Source organism: Pseudomonas sp. JS3066 (assembly GCF_036328175.1).
Lineage (GTDB): Bacteria > Pseudomonadota > Gammaproteobacteria > Pseudomonadales > Pseudomonadaceae > Metapseudomonas.
This window is the reverse complement of sequence record NZ_CP143312.1, coordinates 5,675,177-5,694,382: the sequence shown is the minus strand read 5'-3', so window position 1 is coordinate 5,694,382 and position 19,206 is coordinate 5,675,177. Positions and strand designations below refer to the sequence as shown.

Annotated in this window: 20 protein-coding genes; 11 read left to right on the top strand and 9 right to left on the bottom strand. The window is 64.7% G+C overall.

Annotated features, from left to right (window positions below):
- The first annotated feature begins 4 nt into the window (after positions 1 to 4).
- Together SA496_RS26725 and SA496_RS26720 are read left to right on the top strand one after the other, a co-directional pair.
- Positions 5 to 994, top strand: a complete 990-nt coding sequence (locus SA496_RS26725) for a sulfate/molybdate ABC transporter ATP-binding protein (protein WP_330114729.1) — start codon at positions 5 to 7, stop codon at positions 992 to 994.
- Positions 995 to 1,184: 190 nt separating this feature from the next.
- Complete coding sequence (locus SA496_RS26720; protein ID WP_442965068.1) at positions 1,185 to 1,937, top strand: sulfite exporter TauE/SafE family protein; 753 nt, start codon at positions 1,185 to 1,187, stop codon at positions 1,935 to 1,937.
- 39 nt (positions 1,938 to 1,976) lie between these two features.
- Here SA496_RS26720 and SA496_RS26715 read toward each other — a convergent pair whose 3' ends face one another.
- Positions 1,977 to 2,378: a hypothetical protein gene (locus SA496_RS26715; protein ID WP_330114728.1), complete on the bottom strand. Its 402-nt coding sequence runs from the start codon at positions 2,376 to 2,378 to the stop codon at positions 1,977 to 1,979.
- A 124-nt stretch (positions 2,379 to 2,502) separates the two neighbouring features.
- On the opposite strand from SA496_RS26715, the gene SA496_RS26710 reads away from it, so the two are divergent.
- Entirely contained in the window at positions 2,503 to 3,291 is a 789-nt protein-coding gene (locus tag SA496_RS26710; RefSeq protein ID WP_330114727.1) for an MmyB family transcriptional regulator, read from the top strand.
- Positions 3,292 to 3,412: 121 nt separating this feature from the next.
- Positions 3,413 to 4,159, top strand: a complete 747-nt coding sequence (locus SA496_RS26705; RefSeq protein WP_120653701.1) for a hypothetical protein — start codon at positions 3,413 to 3,415, stop codon at positions 4,157 to 4,159.
- A gap of 186 nt (positions 4,160 to 4,345) precedes the next feature.
- On the opposite strand, the gene SA496_RS26700 is transcribed toward SA496_RS26705, so the two are convergent.
- On the bottom strand, positions 4,346 to 4,870 hold the full coding sequence (locus SA496_RS26700) for an Mpo1 family 2-hydroxy fatty acid dioxygenase (protein ID WP_153919515.1): 525 nt from the start codon (positions 4,868 to 4,870) through the stop codon (positions 4,346 to 4,348).
- A gap of 84 nt (positions 4,871 to 4,954) precedes the next feature.
- On the opposite strand from SA496_RS26700, the gene SA496_RS26695 reads away from it, so the two are divergent.
- Positions 4,955 to 5,650 carry a Crp/Fnr family transcriptional regulator gene (locus SA496_RS26695; protein ID WP_330114726.1) on the top strand — a complete coding sequence of 232 codons (696 nt, stop codon included), beginning with the start codon at positions 4,955 to 4,957 and terminating at the stop codon, positions 5,648 to 5,650.
- A 126-nt stretch (positions 5,651 to 5,776) separates the two neighbouring features.
- Here SA496_RS26695 and SA496_RS26690 read toward each other — a convergent pair whose 3' ends face one another.
- Positions 5,777 to 6,790, bottom strand: coding sequence for an AraC family transcriptional regulator (locus tag SA496_RS26690; RefSeq protein ID WP_120653704.1), 1,014 nt, complete (start codon positions 6,788 to 6,790; stop codon positions 5,777 to 5,779).
- Between the two features lie 100 nt (positions 6,791 to 6,890).
- Here SA496_RS26690 and SA496_RS26685 point away from each other — a divergent pair, with 100 nt between their 5' ends.
- On the top strand, positions 6,891 to 7,964 hold the full coding sequence (locus tag SA496_RS26685) for a fatty acid desaturase (RefSeq protein WP_330114725.1): 1,074 nt from the start codon (positions 6,891 to 6,893) through the stop codon (positions 7,962 to 7,964).
- Between the two features lie 96 nt (positions 7,965 to 8,060).
- Complete coding sequence (locus SA496_RS26680; RefSeq protein WP_120653706.1) at positions 8,061 to 8,225, top strand: rubredoxin; 165 nt, start codon at positions 8,061 to 8,063, stop codon at positions 8,223 to 8,225.
- A gap of 138 nt (positions 8,226 to 8,363) precedes the next feature.
- On the opposite strand, the gene SA496_RS26675 is transcribed toward SA496_RS26680, so the two are convergent.
- Positions 8,364 to 9,311 carry an autotransporter outer membrane beta-barrel domain-containing protein gene (locus SA496_RS26675; protein ID WP_256660885.1) on the bottom strand — a complete coding sequence of 316 codons (948 nt, stop codon included), beginning with the start codon at positions 9,309 to 9,311 and terminating at the stop codon, positions 8,364 to 8,366.
- A gap of 121 nt (positions 9,312 to 9,432) precedes the next feature.
- Between SA496_RS26675 and SA496_RS26670 the strand changes: the two genes are divergently transcribed.
- Both SA496_RS26670 and SA496_RS26665 read left to right on the top strand, forming a co-directional pair.
- The gene (locus tag SA496_RS26670) at positions 9,433 to 10,335 is read left to right on the top strand and encodes a DMT family transporter (RefSeq protein ID WP_120653708.1); all 903 of its coding nucleotides are present in this window, start codon (positions 9,433 to 9,435) and stop codon (positions 10,333 to 10,335) included.
- Between the two features lie 60 nt (positions 10,336 to 10,395).
- Positions 10,396 to 11,316, top strand: a complete 921-nt coding sequence (locus SA496_RS26665) for a LysR family transcriptional regulator (protein WP_153919499.1) — start codon at positions 10,396 to 10,398, stop codon at positions 11,314 to 11,316.
- On the opposite strand, the gene SA496_RS26660 is transcribed toward SA496_RS26665, so the two are convergent.
- Positions 11,305 to 11,877, bottom strand: coding sequence for a TetR/AcrR family transcriptional regulator (locus tag SA496_RS26660; RefSeq protein WP_120653710.1), 573 nt, complete (start codon positions 11,875 to 11,877; stop codon positions 11,305 to 11,307). The two genes, SA496_RS26665 and SA496_RS26660, sit on opposite strands and share 12 nt — an antisense overlap.
- An 87-nt stretch (positions 11,878 to 11,964) precedes the next feature.
- On the opposite strand from SA496_RS26660, the gene SA496_RS26655 reads away from it, so the two are divergent.
- Positions 11,965 to 12,705: an SDR family oxidoreductase gene (locus SA496_RS26655; protein ID WP_120653711.1), complete on the top strand. Its 741-nt coding sequence runs from the start codon at positions 11,965 to 11,967 to the stop codon at positions 12,703 to 12,705.
- A 103-nt stretch (positions 12,706 to 12,808) separates the two neighbouring features.
- The gene (locus SA496_RS26650) at positions 12,809 to 13,399 is read left to right on the top strand and encodes a 2-hydroxychromene-2-carboxylate isomerase (RefSeq protein WP_120653712.1); all 591 of its coding nucleotides are present in this window, start codon (positions 12,809 to 12,811) and stop codon (positions 13,397 to 13,399) included.
- Here SA496_RS26650 and SA496_RS26645 read toward each other — a convergent pair.
- The 4 genes from SA496_RS26645 to gabD all read right to left on the bottom strand — a co-directional run bounded on the left by SA496_RS26645 (position 13,360) and on the right by gabD (position 19,194).
- Positions 13,360 to 14,616 (bottom strand): HDOD domain-containing protein, encoded by a 1,257-nt coding sequence (locus SA496_RS26645; RefSeq protein WP_153919493.1) that lies wholly within the window; start codon positions 14,614 to 14,616, stop codon positions 13,360 to 13,362. The two genes, SA496_RS26650 and SA496_RS26645, sit on opposite strands and share 40 nt — an antisense overlap.
- 119 nt (positions 14,617 to 14,735) lie before the next feature.
- Positions 14,736 to 15,947: an HDOD domain-containing protein gene (locus SA496_RS26640; RefSeq protein ID WP_330114724.1), complete on the bottom strand. Its 1,212-nt coding sequence runs from the start codon at positions 15,945 to 15,947 to the stop codon at positions 14,736 to 14,738.
- Positions 15,948 to 16,295: 348 nt separating this feature from the next.
- The gene (gabT, locus tag SA496_RS26635; protein WP_153919487.1) at positions 16,296 to 17,573 is read right to left on the bottom strand and encodes a 4-aminobutyrate--2-oxoglutarate transaminase; all 1,278 of its coding nucleotides are present in this window, start codon (positions 17,571 to 17,573) and stop codon (positions 16,296 to 16,298) included.
- 169 nt (positions 17,574 to 17,742) lie between these two features.
- Positions 17,743 to 19,194 (bottom strand): NADP-dependent succinate-semialdehyde dehydrogenase, encoded by a 1,452-nt coding sequence (gene gabD / locus SA496_RS26630; RefSeq protein WP_120653716.1) that lies wholly within the window; start codon positions 19,192 to 19,194, stop codon positions 17,743 to 17,745.
- Positions 19,195 to 19,206 lie beyond the last annotated feature (12 nt).

The window sequence follows — 19,206 nt, the reverse complement described above, 5'->3', positions numbered from 1 at the left end:
CACCGTGAGCATTGAAATCCGCAACGTCAGCAAGAACTTCAACGCCTTCAAGGCGCTCAACGAAATCAACCTGGATATCCACAGCGGCGAACTGGTGGCGCTGCTTGGCCCGTCCGGCTGCGGCAAGACCACCCTGCTGCGGATCATCGCCGGTCTGGAAACCCCGGACCTGGGCAGCATCGTGTTCCACGGCGAAGACGTCTCCCAGCACGACGTACGCGATCGCAACGTCGGCTTCGTGTTTCAGCACTACGCGCTGTTCCGCCACATGACGGTGTTCGACAACGTCGCCTTCGGCCTGCGAATGAAGCCCAAGCGCGAACGTCCGAGCGAAAAGCAGATCGCCGAGAAGGTCCACGAGCTGCTGAACATGGTGCAGCTCGACTGGCTATCCGACCGTTACCCGGAACAACTCTCCGGTGGCCAGCGCCAGCGTATCGCCCTGGCCCGCGCTCTGGCGGTGGAGCCGAAGATCCTGCTGCTCGACGAACCCTTCGGTGCCCTCGACGCCAAGGTGCGCAAGGAGCTGCGCCGCTGGCTGGCGCGCCTGCACGAAGAGATCAACCTGACTTCCGTGTTCGTCACCCACGACCAGGAAGAAGCCATGGAAGTGGCCGACCGCATCGTGGTGATGAACAAGGGGGTGATCGAGCAGATCGGCGCACCGGGCGAGGTCTACGAGAATCCGGCCAGCGACTTCGTCTACCACTTCCTCGGCGACTCCAACCGCCTGCACCTGGGCGACGACCAGCACCTGCTGTTCCGCCCGCACGAAGTCTCGTTGTCGCGCTCCGAAGTGGCCGAGCATCGCGCCGCCGAAGTCCGCGACATCCGCCCCCTGGGCGCCATCACCCGGGTGACCCTGAAGGTGGACGGCCAGGACGAGCTGATCGAGGCCGAAGTGGTGAAGGACCACGACAGCCTGATCGGCCTGGTGCGTGGCGAAACGCTGTTCTTCAAGCCCAAGGCCTGGCAGAAGGCGGCGGGGTTCTGACCGAGCGGAGCCCCTCTCCCCCAGCCCCTCGCCCTTCAGGGAGAGGGGACGGGGAGAGGGCAGCCGGCGCACCAAACCTCCCCCTGCATTCCATATTTCACTCCACCCCGAATCGTCCCGATTCAGCGGCCCGGATACTGGCCACGTATCCATTGGCGCTATCCTGCGCCCCGACACAAGGAGTGAAACCGTGGCCGATTCCCTGATTACCTACCTGCCCCTGATTGCCGCCACCTTCCTGCTCGCCGGCACGGTGAAGGGCGTGGTCGGCCTGGGCCTGCCAACCATTTCCGTGGGCCTGCTGGGGCTGGTCATGCCTCCGATGCAGGCCGCCGCGCTGCTAATCGTGCCGTCCATGGTCACCAATATCTGGCAGCTCGCCGCCGGCAGCAGCCCCCTGGCGATGCTGCGCCGACTTTGGCCGATGCTCGCCGGGATCTTCGCCGGCACCTGGGCCATGACCTGGGTGGTGAATGCCGCTGACTTGCCCGGCGCGACCTCGATCCTCGGTGTCGCCCTGGTGATCTACGCGCTGCTCGGACTCGCTTCGGTGCGCTTCAGCGTGGCCCCGGCCAACGAAGACTGGCTGGGCCCGGTGATCGGTGCGGTGACCGGCGCCCTGACTGCACTGACCGGCGTCTTCGTTATCCCCGCGGTGCCTTACTTGCAGGCCATCGGCCTGGAGAAAGATGAACTGGTGCAGGCCCTTGGGCTGTCCTTCAGCGCCTCCACCATCGCCCTGGCAGTGAGCCTCGGACACAGCGGCGAACTGCTGCAACCAGCGGTGCTAGGCGCCTCGCTGCTGGCCCTGGTACCTGCGCTGCTGGGCATGGCCGGCGGGCAATGGTTGCGCAAGCGCATCAGTGCCGAACGCTTCCGTCGCTGGTTCTTCATCGGTTTGCTGCTACTGGGCAGCGACCTCGTCCTGCGCGGTCTGTTCTGAGCCATGAGCGCCGGCCGCACAGGCCGGCGCCGCTTCCGATCACGCGACCACTTCCTGGCAACGACGCAGACCAAAGAACTCCAGCTCGGCGAGCACGGCTACCGCCACCGCCTGACCGATCACGAAGACCTTGCCCAACAGGGTCGGCTCGACCCAACCCAGCGCCAGAAACGAGAGGCTGTCGATCACCCACACGGCGTTGATCGCCAGCACTGCCCAGATCCAGCCGCGCCGCAGCGTCTGACGATTGGCCAGCCAGCCAAGCGCCAGCGCGAAGGGCAGCAAGCCAATGCCGGCACCCAGAAGCAGCGCACGTGGCAGCCCCAGCAGTTCTTCCAGCGGGCCGGCTGCCAGCGTCAGCAACAACCCCATGGCGCCGCTGGCCAGGGCATCGGCTTGCAGGGCACGGCGCAGCATCGGGGACATATCGAGATGAGTCATGGTGGTTCTCCTGTCGATGGGGCGCCGGAGTGGCGCTTGGCGACAGATTTCCGCGAAACCCGCAGCGGGTCGATTACCTGCCAGGTAATGGCCGAGCTTCCCTCCCTGAACTATCGTCGGTGCCATGAATACATCTGCCCACCCCGTCGGCGCGCTGTTGCGCCAATGGCGCCAGCGGCGCCGCCTCAGCCAGCTCGACCTCGCCTGCGACGCGGAGATTTCCACGCGTCACCTGAGCTTCGTCGAGACCGGTCGCGCCCATCCCAGTCGCGAGATGCTGCTGCACCTGGCCGAGCAACTGGAGATTCCCCTGCGTGAGCGTAATCGCCTGCTGACCGCAGCCGGATATGCGCCGCTGTTCTCCCAACGTGCGCTCGACGACCCAGCCCTGGCCGGCGCGCGCACGGCGGTCGAGCAATTGCTCAAGGCCCACGAACCCAACCCGGCGCTGGCGGTGGACCGGCACTGGAACCTGCTGGCGGCCAATGGTGCTGTGGCGTCCCTGCTCTCGGGAGTGGCGCCGGAACTGCTGGCGCCGCCACTCAACGTGCTGCGGGTGTCACTGCACCCGAAGGGCCTGGCGCCCCATATCGTCAACCTCGGCCAGTGGCGCGCGCATCTGCTGGAACGCCTGCATCGGGATATCGAAGTCAGCGGCGACCCGGAACTACAGGCGCTGTTCGATGAGCTCAATGGCTACCCCGCACCACCTCCACCGGAAGGTCTGCCCAGCGATGCGGTGCTCGTGCCGCTGCAACTGCGCACATCTGTTGGCGTCATCAGTTTCATCAGCACCATCACGGTGTTCGGCACTCCGGTCGACGTCACCCTGGCCGAGCTTGGGCTAGAAACCCTGTTCCCCGCCGACCCAGTCAGCGCCGAGTTGCTGCGCAAGCTGCAGGGCAAAGCCTGAAAAACATCGATTCACCCACAACAAATCATTCTTTCGGGTAGTAGCGTGAGAGCCACGGCGCAGTAGGCTGTGCCGGCACCTTTATCGACTCCTCAGAACAACAAGAACAGGAGCACCCGCCATGATCCGCAAGGTTCTGCTGTATCCGCTGATCGCTCTTCTGCTGGGCGTCGCCATGCCCGGTCTCGCCACGGAACGCTCCCCTCTGGAACTGGTACAGGTCCACGCCAGCCGTGCCACGGCCAGCCTGCTGCTGTTTCGCGGGGAAGGCTTCCAGGACGTCCATGCCGAACGAATGCGTAGCGACCTCAAGGCGCTGGATGCCGACTACCAGCGCATCTCCACGCCGAGCGGGGACTTGCGCAAGGCCCATGACGCGTTTGTTACCCAGCTCGAACAGGGCGTTTCCTACGGCCGCAAGGAAGAAGACGTGCCGTGGCGCTTTCCCCAGGAGCTGGCCAAGGCTTTGCGCGACTTCCTCATCGCCGCACGCTCTCAGGCCGGCACGGGCGGAGCTGAGGAACTGCCCGCCAAGGTGGAGTACCTCAATGTCCAGTACCTGAGCCGGTCCTACATCGGCACCTTCGAAATTGCCCGCGAGAACGGCGATACCTATATCGGCCAGGACGAACGTCGCCTGCTGCCGGACATAGACAAGGAGCTGGCGCCGCTGGACGACAAGGCCGACCCGGCGCTGGCCAAGCTGAAGACTCGCTGGGGGTTCCTGAGGACTGCACTGAGCGACCTGAACAGCCAGAGCAACACACTGGTCAGCGCCTCCGGCCGGCCCTACGCGCCCATGATGGTGGACCGTCAGGCGCGGTCGATGAGTGGGCAGTTGCTGACGCTGGGCGACCTCTCCCCCTGATTCAGAAATAGGGGTGAGAAAGCCAGATACCGCAGGGAAATGCTCGGGACTGGACGCTCGCAGGGACAGCCCCCTCTCCCTTCAGGGAGAGGGCATCCGGGCCTGTTGGGCTTCGCTGCGCTCTGCACCAGCCTACGGGGCCGCTGCGCGCCCATGGGCGAATGAATCCGCCTCCGCCGGGATAAATCAAACCGCGGCCTTCTTCTCCCGAATGCACGTCGGGCCCGCACGCTCTTCTACCGCGTGCTCGATCTCCTTGCGCAGCCCCAGGAGGAAACCGAGCTCGGCAACCACGAACAGCGGCCCGATGATCAACCCGGTCAGGTCGTCGACGAAGGCCGGCTTGCGCCCCTCGTAGTAGTGCCCGATGAACTGGATCACCCAGCCCACGACGAACATCCCCAACCCGGCGCCAAGCCAGGCAGCGGTGCTTTGCACGGCGAGGGCAGCACCGAGCCACAAGCTCAACGCGAGCAGCGCTGTCATGACCAGGCCATATCGCAGGTCGAGGCGGAAGTAGTAGAGCGCAGAGACCAGGCTGACCAGCGCAGCCGGTGACCACCAAAGGCCGAAGGATTCGAAGCCGGGGCGCGACAGCAGCACGGCGACGGCGACCACGATCAGCGGAATGCCGACGAAATGGGTGGCGATGTTGCGGCGGTCACGGTGGTACTCGGCGTATTGGCCAAGTTGGTCGATGAGGGTTTTCATTGTTGTGTCCTCAGGTTTGCAGGCAATTGCGCCGATAATGGCGTCATGCCCGAAACAACCTCTGTCAGCTAGCCGACAAAGACCATGACCGAATTCAAGCACTACCTCGATCGTCTGCGCACTGGTCAATGGTTCAGCCAGTTACCCGCCGGCCTGCAGGAAGAACTGCTGACCATGGCGCAGCTCAGGCGCCTGGAGCCTGGTCAGCGTCTGTTCCGTCGTGGCGACCCACCCTGCGGGCTCTATGCGGTGCTGGAAGGCGCGATCCGGGTTGGCAGCATCAGCGAGAGCGGCAAGGAAGCGCTGCTGGTGCTGGTGGAGCCACCGCACTGGTTCGGCGAGATCTCCCTGTTCGACGGACAATCGCGTACCCACGACGCCTTCGCCGAGGGCCAGGTAACCCTGCTCAACCTGCCCCAGGCGCCGCTGCTGTCGCTGCTCAAACGCGAGCCTTGGCACTGGCGCGATTTCGCCCTGCTGATGAGCCAGAAGCTGCGCCTGGCCTTCATCGCCCTGGAGGAAATGAGCCTGCTGCCCGCGCCCCAGCGCCTGGCCAGGCGCTTGTTGATGATCGCCGAGGGTTACGGCGAGCGCTCCGGCCAACGGCGCGTCATCCAGTTGGCCCAGGAGCAGTTGGCAATGATGCTGGCGATATCCCGCCAGACCACCAACCAGATCCTCAAGGATCTGGAAGCCCAGGGTGCGCTGCGGCTGAACTATGGCGAGATCGAGATCCTCGATCCTGAACGGCTCAAGCGCGCGGCACAGGGCAAGCCGTAACCGGCAACTGCGGGTACGAATTCATTCGCCCAGGGTGGCGCAGCCGCCGTCTGCGATTACCTAGGGCGTACCGTCGGTTCGCTTGGCGATTGGAATCGCCCCTACACGTAACCAGCCTCGCTGCGCTCAGCGACCTGCGGTGAGGCTTTCGCGGTACTGGCTCGGGCTCTGTCCGGTCCAGCGCTTGAAGGCACGGCTGAAGCTACTGGTGTCGGCAAAGCCAAGCAGGTAGGCAATTTCACTGATGGAGCAGCGCGGGTCGCGCATATGGACCAGCGCCAGCGCCTGGCGGGTGTCGCCCAGAAGCTGCTCGTAGTTGCAGCCCTCATCCGCCAGGTGCCGCTGCAGGCTGCGCAAGCTGAGGTGCAGGGACTGGGCGATGCGCTCGGCTGAAGGTTCGCCATTCGGAAGCTGGGCCTCCAGGCAGGCACGCACCTTGCGCGACCAGGTGGGCTGCTGCAGTTGCTCCAGGGTTCGCTTGAGCACCGCTTCGTTGTGCTCGGCCAGTTCGGGATTGGAGTCCTCCAACGGTCGCTCGAAGTCGTCCGCCGCGAACTCCAGCAGGTTCTCATCGGCACCGAAGGCCAGCGGCGCGCGGAATACCGCGTGCCAGGGCTGCGGGTCAACCGGCTGCTGGCGGCGAAGGTGTACGGCGAGCGGCGCATAGTCTCGGCCGATGCGGTTGCGGCAGGTGCGCACGTAGATGGCGGCAAAGGCATCCACCGCTTCCGGCGCCGGCTCGAAGCCGTCTTCACGCACCCGCAGACGGAACAGGTAGCGCTCACCTTCGCGTGACAGCTCCAGCTCCAGCGCGTCGCTGACCACCTGGTGATAACGCACGATGCGCTCGAAGACTTCCCGCAGGCTGGCGCTGGCCACCAGGGCATAGCCCAGGGCGTGGAAGGTGGTGGGACTGACGTAGGTGGAAATCTTCAGCCCCAGGGCCGGGTCGCCGCTGGCGTCTACGGCCAACTGCCAGAGACGCGTGGTGGCGGACAGCGGGTAGCGCGCGTTGGGGTCGTCCATCAACGCCGGATCGAGCCGGGCCTGGCGGCAGAGTTCCGCGCTGTCGAGGCCGAGCGCGTCCAGCTGCTTGCGCAGGGCTCGGGTCCAACTGGCGAGGGTAGTGGGTTCGCTCATGCAGGTTGGCGTTTCCGGTCAACAGGTTGGCGTGCTCGGTCGGGCGCGGCGACGGCTCGGAACGGCACAGTAGAACCATCTCCGACAAGAGGATGGAAGCATGTTCGCCAAGCCTGCAAGCCCCCGCACGCTGAATGACCAGCAGCGATCAGCGCATATTCGTGAAGTGGTGATGGCCAGTGGCAACGCACTGCGCCAGCGATTTCCCGTGTTGCAACATCAGGACGCCATCGGCGCAGGCATCCTCGCCTTCGCCCTGACCGGCATGCTGGGTTCCGCCCTGCTCTATCTGAACGACCAGATCGCCTGGTGGGCCTGCCTGCTGCTCAACGCCTTCTTTGCGTCGCTGACCCACGAGCTGGAGCACGACCTGATTCACAGCATGTACTTCCGCAAGCGCAAGGTGCCGCACAACCTGATGATGGCGCTGGTCTGGATGGCGCGGCCAAGCACCATCAACCCCTGGATTCGTCGCCACCTGCACCTCAACCACCACAAGGTGTCCGGTACCGAGACCGACCTCGAAGAACGCGCCATCACCAACGGCGAACCCTGGGGCCTGGCGCGTCTGCTGATGGTCGGCGACAACGTGATGTCCTCGCTCATCCGCATGCTGCGAGCCAAGACCTGGACACAAAAGCGCGGCATCCTCTGGCGCACCCTGAAGGTCTACGCGCCGCTGGCGCTGCTGAACTGGGCCACTTGGTACGTCTTCCTCGGCTTCCACGCCATCGACACCCTGGCCTGGGCCCTGAATGCCCCTATCGCCTGGTCGGCCGGCACCCTTGAAGTGATGAGCATCGTCAACATCGCCGTGGTGGTGCTGGTGGGACCGAACGTACTGCGCACCTTCTGCCTGCACTTCGTCAGCTCCAACATGCACTACTACGGCGACGTCGAACTGGGCAACGTGATCCAGCAGACCCAGGTGCTCAACCCTTGGTGGATGTGGCCACTGCAAGCGTTCTGCTTCAACTTCGGCAGCACTCACGCCATCCATCATTTCGTGGTCAAGGAGCCGTTCTACATCCGTCAGTTGACGGCGCCGGTAGCGCACAGGGTGATGCGCGAGATGGGCGTGCGCTTCAACGATTTCGGCACCTTTGGCCGCGCCAACCGCTGGCACCCGAAGGAGCAGCCAGTCACCCAGCCCGCGCAACCCACCGTTGGATAGGGCACGGGCTGCGCGCCGCCGCCCCTATGATCGCGACAACGCGCGCCCCTGGGCGCACGCCTTCCCCGAGCACAGCTGCAAGCATGAGGTAGCGGCATGAAAACCTGGATTTGTGTGGTCTGCGGCCTGATTTACGACGAAGCCAAGGGCTGGCCCGACGAGGGCATCCCCGCCGGCACCTCCTGGAACGACGTGCCAGACGACTGGATCTGCCCGGACTGTGGCGTCGGCAAGAACGATTTCGACATGCAGGAAATCTGAGCCCGAATTCGCGGTGCCTCTTCCCTGTGGGAGCGAATTCATTCGCGATCGATACGACGCCAGCGTCATGAGGGGCAGCCCTTCGGCCTGCTTCGCGAATGAATTCGCTACAAGCTTCACCTCGTCGTCGATTCCGTCTCAAAACCTCAGGCTCACCCGCGCCGTCAACCCGTTGTCCCGCGCGTCTTCGGCATAGGTGCCGTTATAGAACAGCCCGGCGTAGGCCTGTTCGGTAAGCTGGTAATCCACCCCCGCGTCCAGCCTGAAAGCGTCCCGGGTCAGTGCCACGGCGGCGCCACTCTCGTCGTCGATCCGGCTGTCGCTGAAAGCATGCCGCCAACCCGAGCTGATGCGCGCGGTCAGGCGCCGCCCCGATTCAAGCTCGATGCGCGTGGTACCGCGCAGGCCGAAGGTGCTGTAGCCGATCTCGTCGCGCTGGCTACCGAGACTACCCCGCGAATCGCTGTCCAGGCGCACGTAGGCCAGCTCGCTGAAACCTTCTGCGCTGAAGTCACGAAAATCCAGGGAGTAGCTGAGCTCGCCGAACACCTGGCCGCTATCGGCATCGGCCGCGCGCGTGTCACCGTCGTGGCCACTCCAGGCCGCCCCCAACTTCACGCCGATCTGGTTGTAGATCTTGGTGCCGGCGTAGGCGCCCAGATGCAGGCTGTGGATATCCGCATCCACACCCTGCACCTCCACGGAGGTGGTCGAGTAGCCGCCCATCACACCAGCGAACCAGTTACCCAGCTTGCGCTCGCTGCCCAGCAAGAGTCCGCCGATATCCCGCTCACGGCGGGGCGCCCGGTGGTCCGCATCCGCCGAGCCGTGACTGCCGAAAGCCCGCGCCCAAGCCGGCGTCTGTCCCTCTTCCAGGGGCGGTTCACGGAAGGAAAAACGGATCTGCTGGATGCGCTCGGATGCGGCATCGCGGAGGAAGTGGCTGTCTTCCAGCAAGCTGGCGCGACTGGACGCGGCAAAGGGGTCGCCAAGGGCCTGCGCGCTCAGCAACAAGGAGCAGAGACCGGCAATGACGACGCGCGGCGATGGATGCTGGCCCATGCAGGGCACCTCCAGACGGGGCATGTGGATAACTCTAGTTCGATGCTGGGCAATTCAATTTCCCGAATCCACCCCCGAGTTTCTGATTTGCCGGAGATTCACGACGCTGGCGCAATGGCCACCGGCACACATAAGGAACCTGCCCATGCGCCCGCTGCTTTCCCCCGGCCTCAATGCCCATGCCTCGATGCTGCTCTGGGCATTGCTGGTAGCGCTATCGTTCTTCGCCGCTGCCCAGCTGAACCCGGCGCTCGACGCCCTGCCACTCACCGCATTGCGCCTGCTGCTTTCAGGAAGCCTGTTCTTGCCCTTGCTTCTGTTTCGCCGCCCCGGTCTTCCTGGCGGACGCGCACTGTTGGCGCATGTGGTGCTGGGTGGGTTGTTGGCACTCTATTTCGGCAGCCTGTTCGAAGCGCTGAAACACACCAAGGCACTGGACACCGCGCTGCTTTACGTCAGCGTGCCGCTGCTGACGCTCGGCGGTGAACGCCTGCTGCTGGGCAAACCGGTGCTGCAACGGCTTTGGCCGACCCTCATCGCCGCGCTCGGCGCCCTGGCCCTGCTCGGCCTCGACAATGCCCATTTCGATACCTATGCCTATACGGTCTACGGTATCGGCTGTCTCGCCATGGCGCTCTATGCCCCACTCAGCCAGCGTCTGAAACCCTGGCTCGGTGCCGAACGCGGCGCCGCTTCCCTGGCCTGCGGCAACCTGCTGGCAGGTGGCTTGCTGCTCGTCCTGGTCAGCACCCTCGGCCAGCGCTGGGACGGCCTGCAAGGCATCGCCCTGCGCGACATCGGTTGGCTGTTCTACCTGGCCCTGACCGCTACCCTCGCGACCTTCTGGCTCCTGCACAGGGCCATCCATTGGCTGCCACCGGCAACAGTGATCGCCTACAGCTACCTGAGCGGCCTGTTCGCCCTGCTGCTGCAGAGCGTCTGGCTGCACAAGGTACCCGCGCCGCTGGCCTGGGCCGGTGCCGTGCTGATTGTCCTCGGCATGCTCTGGCTGGCTCGCCTGAGCCCGGCGCGCACGGCCACCGCCTGAGTGCTTGCCATGTCGACAGGCTCGGGTTCTGATGGCGTTCCTGCCCCATGGAACCCGACCATGCTGCTCGCGAACGGACTACGCAAGATCGATTTCCAGGACCTCTTGGTGTTTCTCGAAATCTACGAGCGGCAGCACCTGGGGGAAGTCGCGGAGGTACTGAACCTCAGTGCCTCCAGCGTCAGCTACAGCCTGAGAAAACTCCGCGGTACCCTCGACGATGAGCTCTTCATCGCCACTCGCAGCGGCATGCGACCCACCCGCAAGGCCCTGGCCATGCGCCCCCACGCCCGCGCCATGATCGATCTGATGAACGCCTGCTTCAGCGAGTCCCGCGCCTTCGACCCCAGCCAGGCACCGCGTACGTTCCGCCTCTGCGCGCCGGAGTACTTCGAGCTGCTGATCCTGCCGCCTTTGCTGCGCCGACTGAGCGATGCGGGCTACCCGGTGAGCCTGGAGGTGCAACGCCTGGGCCGGGAAATTCCCGCCGAGGCCCTGGTGCAGGGTGAGCTCGACCTGGCCCTGGGCTTCGGCCCGAATCAGCACCGCGCCCACCCCGGAATAGTGAGCCTGGCGCTGCTCAAGGATGAGCTGCTCTGCGTACGTGCCGCCGAAACGGAGCCCGTGGCGGACCTGGATGCATTCTGCGCACGACGCCAGGTGTTCCCCACACCCTGGGACTCGGATCGCAACATGATCGATGGCTGGCTGCAGCAGCAAGGCCGCTCCCGGCAGTTCGCCGCCCGCACCAACAATTACCTGGCCGCCCTGCAACTGATCCCGGCCAGCGAGTTGCTGCTGGTGCTGCCGGCGCGGGTGTATGAGCTATTGGGTAACCCCCGTACCGCCGCAAGTCCATTGCCCGACCTGCCAAGCTTTTCCCTGGAGCTGCTCTGGGCTCAGCCCTTCGACCAGGACCCGGCAAACATCTGGCTGCGCGAGCAGATTCTGAGCGTCTGCGCCGAGCAGTCACTTCTCTAGCAGGTCATCCACCACCCGGCCGAGGAAACCGCGACTCGCGTTCAGCACCTCGGCCTGGGTCTCTTCGCGGGCGAGCATGCGCGCCACCACCAATGCACCGACGCACTGGGAAATCATCGCCCAGGCCAGCTCGCCGTCTTCAAGGATTTCCGCCCAGGCACGCTGCAACTGCAGCATCCAGTGCTCGGCCTCCTCACGAACGGGAAGGTCGGCGCGGGCGATTTCAGCCCCCAGCGCCGGGATGGCGCAGCCGGTGTCGGGGTTCTGCAGATGGGCCATGCTCAGATAGCGGTCGAGGCAGCGCTCCAGCTTGTCACGGCAGAAGCCTTCGCCACGGGCGACGTGGCCGATCAGGCTCTGTGAAAGTTCGCGCTGGACGATGGCAGTGAAGAGGTCGTTCTTCGACGGGAAGTGGCTGTAGAAGGCGCCTCCGGTCAAGCCGATGGCTTTCATCAAGCCGTCGACGCCGGTGGTGGAAAAGCCGCCGAGCTTGGCAATGGCACCACTGCTTTCCAGCAGTTTTTGCCGGGTTTCTTCCTTGTGGGTGGCTGAATAACGCACGACGACCTCCGGTGGACTGGCTTGACGCACTGGCGAGCATAGCATAACGTCCGTTCAGCTAACGATCGTTCAGTAAAGGTGAACAGCATGGCTAGCGATACCGAGAACAAGAAAGTGGTACTGGTAATTGGTGCCGGTGACGCCACCGGCGGCGCCATCGCCCGGCGCTTCGCCCGCGAAGGGTATGTCGCCTGCGTGACCCGGCGAAGCGCCGACAAACTGCAGCCCCTGGTGGATGCCATTCGTGCCGAAGGTGGCGAAGCTCACGGCTTCGCCTCCGATGCACGCAAGGAAGAAGAGGTCGCCGAGTTGGTTGAAACCATCGAACGCGACATCGGCCCGATCGAAGCTTTCGTCTTCAACATCGGCGCCAACGTGCCCTGCAGCATCCTTGAGGAAACGGCGCGCAAGTACTTCAAGATCTGGGAGATGGCCTGCTTCTCGGGCTTCCTCACCAGCCAGGCGGTCGCCCGTCGCATGGTCACGCGCGAGCGCGGCACCATCCTCTTCACCGGCGCCACCGCCGGACTGCGCGGTGCCGCCGGGTTCGCCGCCTTCGCCGGGGCCAAGCACGGCATTCGCGCCCTGGCCCAGAGCATGGCGCGCGAGCTTGGCCCGCGAAATATCCACGTCGCCCACGTTGTGGTGGACGGTGCCATCGACACCGAATTCATCCGCGACAGCTTCCCCGAGCGCTACGCACTGAAGGACCAGGACGGCATCCTCGATCCCGACCACATCGCTGAGAACTACTGGTACCTGCACAGCCAGCCGCGCGATGCGTGGACGTTCGAACTGGATCTGCGGCCCTGGATGGAACGCTGGTGATCCCATAGGAGCGAGCTTGCTCGCGAAATGCTCCCGCACGGCCTCGTTCGCGAGCACGCTCGCTCCTACCTGGCCGTAGCCGAAACCAACGACGAGAACCCTCATGACCAAAACCGTCGAATTCTTCTTCGACCTCGGCAGCCCGGCCAGCTACCTGGCCTGGACCCAGCTGCCGGGGATCTGCGCCAGGACCGGCGCCACGCTGCACTATCGCCCAATGCTGCTGGGCGGTGTGTTCCAGGCCACCGGCAATGCCTCGCCTGCCGCCGTTCCGGCCAAGGCGCGGCACACCATGATCGATATGCAGCGCTTCGCCCGACGCTATGACGTACCGATGCACTTCAACCCCTTCTTCCCCATCAACACGCTGACGCTGATGCGCGCCGCCATCGGCGTGCAGATGCGTCAGCCAGAACGCTTTGGAGCCTATCTGGATGCCATGTTCCGCGCGCTCTGGCAGGACAAGCGCAATCTCGGCGACCCCGTCGTGCTGGCCGCCGTCCTGCAGGAGGCCGGCTTCGATCCCCAGGCGATGCTGGCCCTGGTGGGTGAACAGGAGGTGAAGGACGCGCTTAAGGCAGTTACCGAAGAAGCAGTGAAACGCGGAGTATTCGGCGCACCCACCTGTTTTGTCGGTGAAGAGATGTTCTTCGGTCAGGATCGGCTGGATTTCGTCGAGGAAGCACTGGCCTGAGTCGACATCCCGAGCTTCGGCAGCGACGCCAGCAATGCGGCGTCGAGGCCGAGCATTCGCGCAGCCTTGTGTTTGGCCAGTTGGGCCGCGTCCTCGCCTTCCGGAAGCTCGGCGGCCAGCTTGGCGATGTGCAGGATGAGCGCATCCTTGGAGTAGACACCTCCGCCCAATTGGTACGCGGCCGCGATCAGCTGGCGCAGTTCCAGGGGCAGGCGCCAGCGCGTGCGCAGGGCCGAGCCGTATGGAGCGCCATGCGTACGCAGTGCCTCTTCGACCTGCTCGGCCGTCAGCTCCTCGCCTCCCAGGTCGCGCCAGCTCTGGATGCTGCGCAATACCGCCAGATCGCCGAGCAGGTGCAACAGGCCAGCGGTGTAGCAACGCTCGCCATCCCCCTCCAGGCATTGAGCCAGCCAGCGTGCCAGCTCGGCGGTGCGCTGGCATTGCTGCCAGATGCGTTCGCCGTGGGGTAGCAGCAGTGGGTCCGTCAGGTCGACACTGCGTTGCAGCGCCAGCCCCTGCGCCAGGTTGAGGCTGTGCTGCGACCCCAGCCGGGCAACGGCCTGATCCAGGGTCTGGCAACTGTTGCCCAGGTGCTGGCCAGCACTGTTCGCGGCGGCAATCAACTGACCGGTAAGCTGCGGGTCCTGGAGAAACAGGGGCTGCAGTTCGGCCAGGTCGCGCTTGTGAGACTGCATGGCGTGATCCAACGCCTCATGTACCACCTTCAACAACGGCGCCCCGGATGAGGTTTCACGCGCTTTGCCCAGGTACTCCTCCAGGCTCTGCATGTTCGGGACGGACGGAACCGGGCAGGCTAGCTCCTCGCCCGGTTCCAGCAACAGGTTACGCAGGCGCTGCAGCAGGTCCTCGGCATTGAAGGGCTTGGCCAGGTAGGCGGTAGGAGCCAATGGCAAGGCTGCGCGAACGCTGGCGGCGTCCACGCGCTCGGTGATCAGGAAAAAGGGGACTGGCGGATGGCGTCGCTGCCGCCGGACTTCGCGCAGCAGCTCAAGGCCACCGATGCCCGGCAGCCCGTAGTCGACAATCAGCAAGTCCGGCCAACCTGTGCGGCAATGCTCGAGCACGCTCTGGCTGTCCGGCAGCACCTCGAGATGTGCGTCGCATCGCGCCTTGCGCACCAGCTCGACAAGCAGCTCGGCACTCCAGCGGTCAGGGTCGGCAATCAGCACCTTGGGTGCCCGCTCCATATCTGCCATGCGTGGCGATCCAGTTCAGCTGTAACTCTGGGTGAAAAATCCTGTACGGCTCGTACAAGAAGTGCGAGCACTTCAGCAGACTAGACAATGCGGGCGCTCGCGCGCCAGCCCGGACAACGTCAGGGCAGCACGCGCGCCGGAAGACGTTCCAGTAGTGCGGGATCGAGCCGCAGCAATCGTGCTGCTCGTTGTTCCATCAGGCTTGTCGGGGCTGCACCGTGCGACAGGCACAGCAGGGCCGCACAGAGGTTGAGTACCAGCGCTTCGCGGGAGAACACGCCAGCGCCCAGACCGTGGAAAGCCGCCACCAGTTCGCGCAGACCGAACGGCAAGCGCCAACGGATGCGCAGGGCCGAGCCGAAGCCCGCCGCCCTCCGCTGCATCACATCCTGCAGTTCATCGTTGCTCAGGCTGCCCCCGGAATCCTGCCAATCCTGCAGACTGCGCAGCAGGGCCAGTTCACCCAAGTTGTGCAACAGTCCGGCGGTGTAGCAGAGCTCGGCATCCAGCTCCAGTTCGCTGGCCAGCCAGTAGCCCAGCTCGGCACTGCGCTGGGCGGCCTGCCAGGCCAGTTCGGCCAGCTCCGCCAGGCGCGGGTCGTGCAGCCGCGCGTTGCGCTCCAGGGCCATGCCGAGCACAAGATTGAGGACGCGGGTGACGCCGAGTCGCTGCATGGCCTGACCCAGCGTCTGGCAGGGCATGCCGAAGTGCTGGGCAGCGCTGTTGGCGGCGGCGATCAGCCGTGCGGTGATCTGCGGGTCGCGGGAGAAGATTTCATCGAGGTCGCGCAGGTCGACCTGATCGGCGTGCAGGCATTGGCTGACCGCCTCGCGAACATCATCCAGCAGCGGTGCCCCCTGCCCCTCCTCGCGCACACTGTCGAGGTACTCCTTGAGGTTGTTGAGCAACAGCGCGGGCGCCTGGCCGCCGACAACGGAGTCGCTGGCCGGCAGCAGTGTGCTGAGGCGCTTGCGCAGCTTGGCCGCATTGAACGGCTTACCCAGGTAGGCCGTCGGCGCCAAGGGCCGCACGGCACGCACGCTGGCTGCATCCACGCGGGCGCTGATCAACACAAAAGGTAACGCGGGGGTGCGGGGGTGGCGACGCAGTTGGCGCAGCAGTTCGACTCCATCGATGCCGCCCAACTCTCCATCGGCAATTACCAGCTCCGGCAAGCGCCGCTTGCAGCGTGCCAGGGCTTCGAGGCCATCGGCCACCTGCAACACTTTGGCGGTGCCGCATATGTCCAACACGAGCTGGGCGAGTAGCTCCGACGTCCACGGATCGGCCTCGGCAATCAGGACTTCCGGGGCCTGGGCTAGGACGGGCATGGATACCTCGGGTGGCAGATAGGTCGTCACCGACAATCTACGCAGGGCCGGGAAATGGCCGAGAGGCAGGTCGGATTCGTCGTCAGAACAGAAGGCCGGCAGTCTAAACCGGGGGCCAGGCAGAGGATAGTGATCTAGGCCAAGGTCGGTAGCGAAAAACAACCTCATGCGGTTCCTGTCGTAGAGGGGATCTCGTTCGCCAGGTAGACCTAAGGATTGTTCTGCGGAGCTTCATACGCAGCCCTGCGCGACCCGCTCCCAGAGGGCGGGAGAGTCGTACGTGTCACTCCTGATCATCCAGGCAAAAAAAGACCCGCCGAAGCGGGTCTCTTTTCACTACCTGGGGAATCAGGCCAGTTCGTCGAAGCACTCGGCGACAATGGCGATGCCCTTGTCCAGTTGTGCGTCGGGAATGGTGACCGGCATCAGGAAGCGGATGACGTTGTAGTAGGTGCCGCAGGACAGCAGGATCAGGCCTTTCTCACGAGCGCGAGCCACGATCTTGCCAACCAGTTCGGCGGCCGGCTTGCTTTCGTCGCCGCCTTCGAACAGCTCGATGGCAACCATCGAACCCAGGCCGCGGACGTCACCGATGACCTTGTGCTTGGCTGCGATTTCACGCAGGCCGGCCTTCAGGCGCTCGCCTACAGCCTGGCTGCGCTCCAGCAGTTTCTCTTCGTCGAACACTTTCAGCACGGCCAGGGCCGCGGCACAAGCGATCGGGCTACCGGCGTAGGTGCCGCCCAGGCCGCCGGGAGCGATGCTGTCCATGACTTCGGCCTTGCCGACCACGCCGGAGATCGGGAAGCCACCGCCAACGGACTTGGCGAAGGTGGTCAGGTCAGGCACGACGCCCAGTTGCTCGGTGGCGAAGAAGGTGCCGGTACGGCCAGCGCCAGTCTGTACTTCGTCGGCGATCAGCAGGATGCCGTGCTGGTCGCACAGGGCGCGCAGGCGCTGCATGAAGGCCTTGGAGTTGACGTAGAAACCACCTTCGCCCTGAACCGGCTCGATGATGATGGCAGCGATGTCTTGCGGCTGGGCATCGTTCTTGAAGATGCGCTCGATGCTGGCGATGGACTCGTCTTCGCTGATGCCGTGCAGTTCGCACGGAGCCAGGGCACGGAACACGCCGCCCGGCATCAGGCCCATACCAGCGGAGTACGGAACCACCTTGCCGGTCAGGGACAGGGTCATCATGGTGCGGCCGTGGTAGGCGCCGGTGAAGGCGATCACGCCAGCGCGGCCGGTGGCGGCGCGAGCGATCTTCACGGCGTTCTCAACGGCTTCGGAGCCGGAGGTCACCAGCAGGGTCTTCTTGGCGAAGTCGCCCGGCACGCGCTTGGCGATCTCTTCGCAAAGCTCGATGTAGGGCTCGTAGGCCAGCACCTGGAAGCAGGTGTGGGTCAGCTTGGTCAGCTGCTCCTGAACGGCCTCGATCACTTTCGGGTGCAGGTGGCCGGTGTTCAGTACGGCGATACCGCCGGCGAAGTCGATGTACTCGCGGCCGTCGACGTCCCAGACGGTGGCGTTCTCGGCGCGCTCGGCGACGATCGGGTGGATCTGGCTGACACCGCGGGCAACAGCGGCGGCACGGCGTTTCAGCAGGGATTCGTTCTTGCTCATAAGTTCCTCACGGCCGCTCATCGGGCGGCGCAATCTCAAGGATTAATGCCCCCGGTAGGGGCCAGCGCAGCATTCGATGATCGACTGCGCGGGCTTGCCGGAGGCTCGTTTTCTCTAGGGGTGGAACTGGGGCGCCGCGCGCTCTTTCGCGCCTTGCCCCGTCTTTGGATCAGATACCGCCGAGGCAGAGATACTTGATCTCCAGGTAATCCTCGATGCCGTATTTGGAACCTTCGCGGCCCAGGCCAGAAGCCTTCACGCCGCCGAAGGGCGCCACTTCGTTGGAGATCAGGCCGGTGTTGATGCCCACCATGCCGTACTCCAGGGCCTCGGCCACGCGGAATACGCGGCCCAGATCACGGGCGTAGAAGTAGGAAGCCAGGCCGAATTCGGTGTCGTTCGCCATGGCGATGACGTCGGCTTCGTCCTTGAAGCGGAACAGTGGAGCCAGCGGACCGAAGGTCTCTTCCTTGGCCACGGCAGCGTTCTTCGGTACGTCGACCAGGATGGTCGGCTCGAAGAAGGTGCCACCCAGGGCGTGCGGTTTGCCACCGGCAACCACTTTGGCGCCCTTGGAAACGGCGTCGGCGATGTGCTCCTGGACCTTGGCCACGGCTTTCTCGTCGATCAGCGGGCCGGTGGTGGTGCCGTCTTCCAGACCGTTGCCGATCTTCAGCTTGGCCACAGCAGCCTTCAGCTTCTCGGCGAAGGCTTCATAGATGCCGTCCTGCACGTACAGGCGGTTGGCGCAGACGCAGGTCTGGCCGTTGTTGCGGTACTTGGAGATCAGCGCGCCTTCAACGGCGGCGTCCAGGTCGGCGTCATCGAAGACGATGAACGGAGCGTTACCGCCCAGTTCCAGGGAGACCTTCTTGATGTCCTTGGCGCACTCGGCCATCAGCTGACGGCCGATCTCGGTGGAGCCGGTGAAGGACAGCTTGCGCACGACCGGGTTGCTGGTCAGCTCGCCACCGACTTCGCCGGCACTGCCGGTGACCACGCTCAGCACGCCTTTCGGGATGCCGGCACGTTCGGCCAGTTCGACCAGGGCCAGGGCGGAGTAAGGAGTCTGGGAAGCGGGCTTGATCACCATGGTGCAGCCGGCGGCCAGAGCCGGGCCGGCCTTGCGGGTGATCATCGCGGCAGGGAAGTTCCACGGGGTGATGGCAGCGGTCACACCGATCGGCTGCTTGATCACGATCAGGCGCTTGTCGGGCTGGTGGCCGGGGATCACGTCACCGTAGACGCGCTTGGCTTCTTCGGCGAACCACTCGATGAAGGAAGCGGCGTAGGCGATCTCGCCCTTGGCCTCGGCCAGCGGCTTGCCCTGTTCGATGGTCATCAGACGGCCCAGGTCGTCCTGGTTTTCCATCAGCAGTTCGAACCAGCGACGCAGTTTGTTGGCGCGTTCCTTGGCGGTCAGCGCACGCCAGGCCGGCAGAGCACGCTCGGCAGCCTCGATGGCGCGGCGGGTCTCGGCGGTGCCCATCTTCGGCACGGTGCCGATGATTTCGCCAGTGGCCGGGTTGTTGACCTTGATGGTCTGGCCGCTGTCGGCGTCCAGCCAGGTGCCGTCGATATAGGCTTGCTGGCGGAACAGCTTGGCGTCTTTCAATTGCATCTCTGTCTCCTT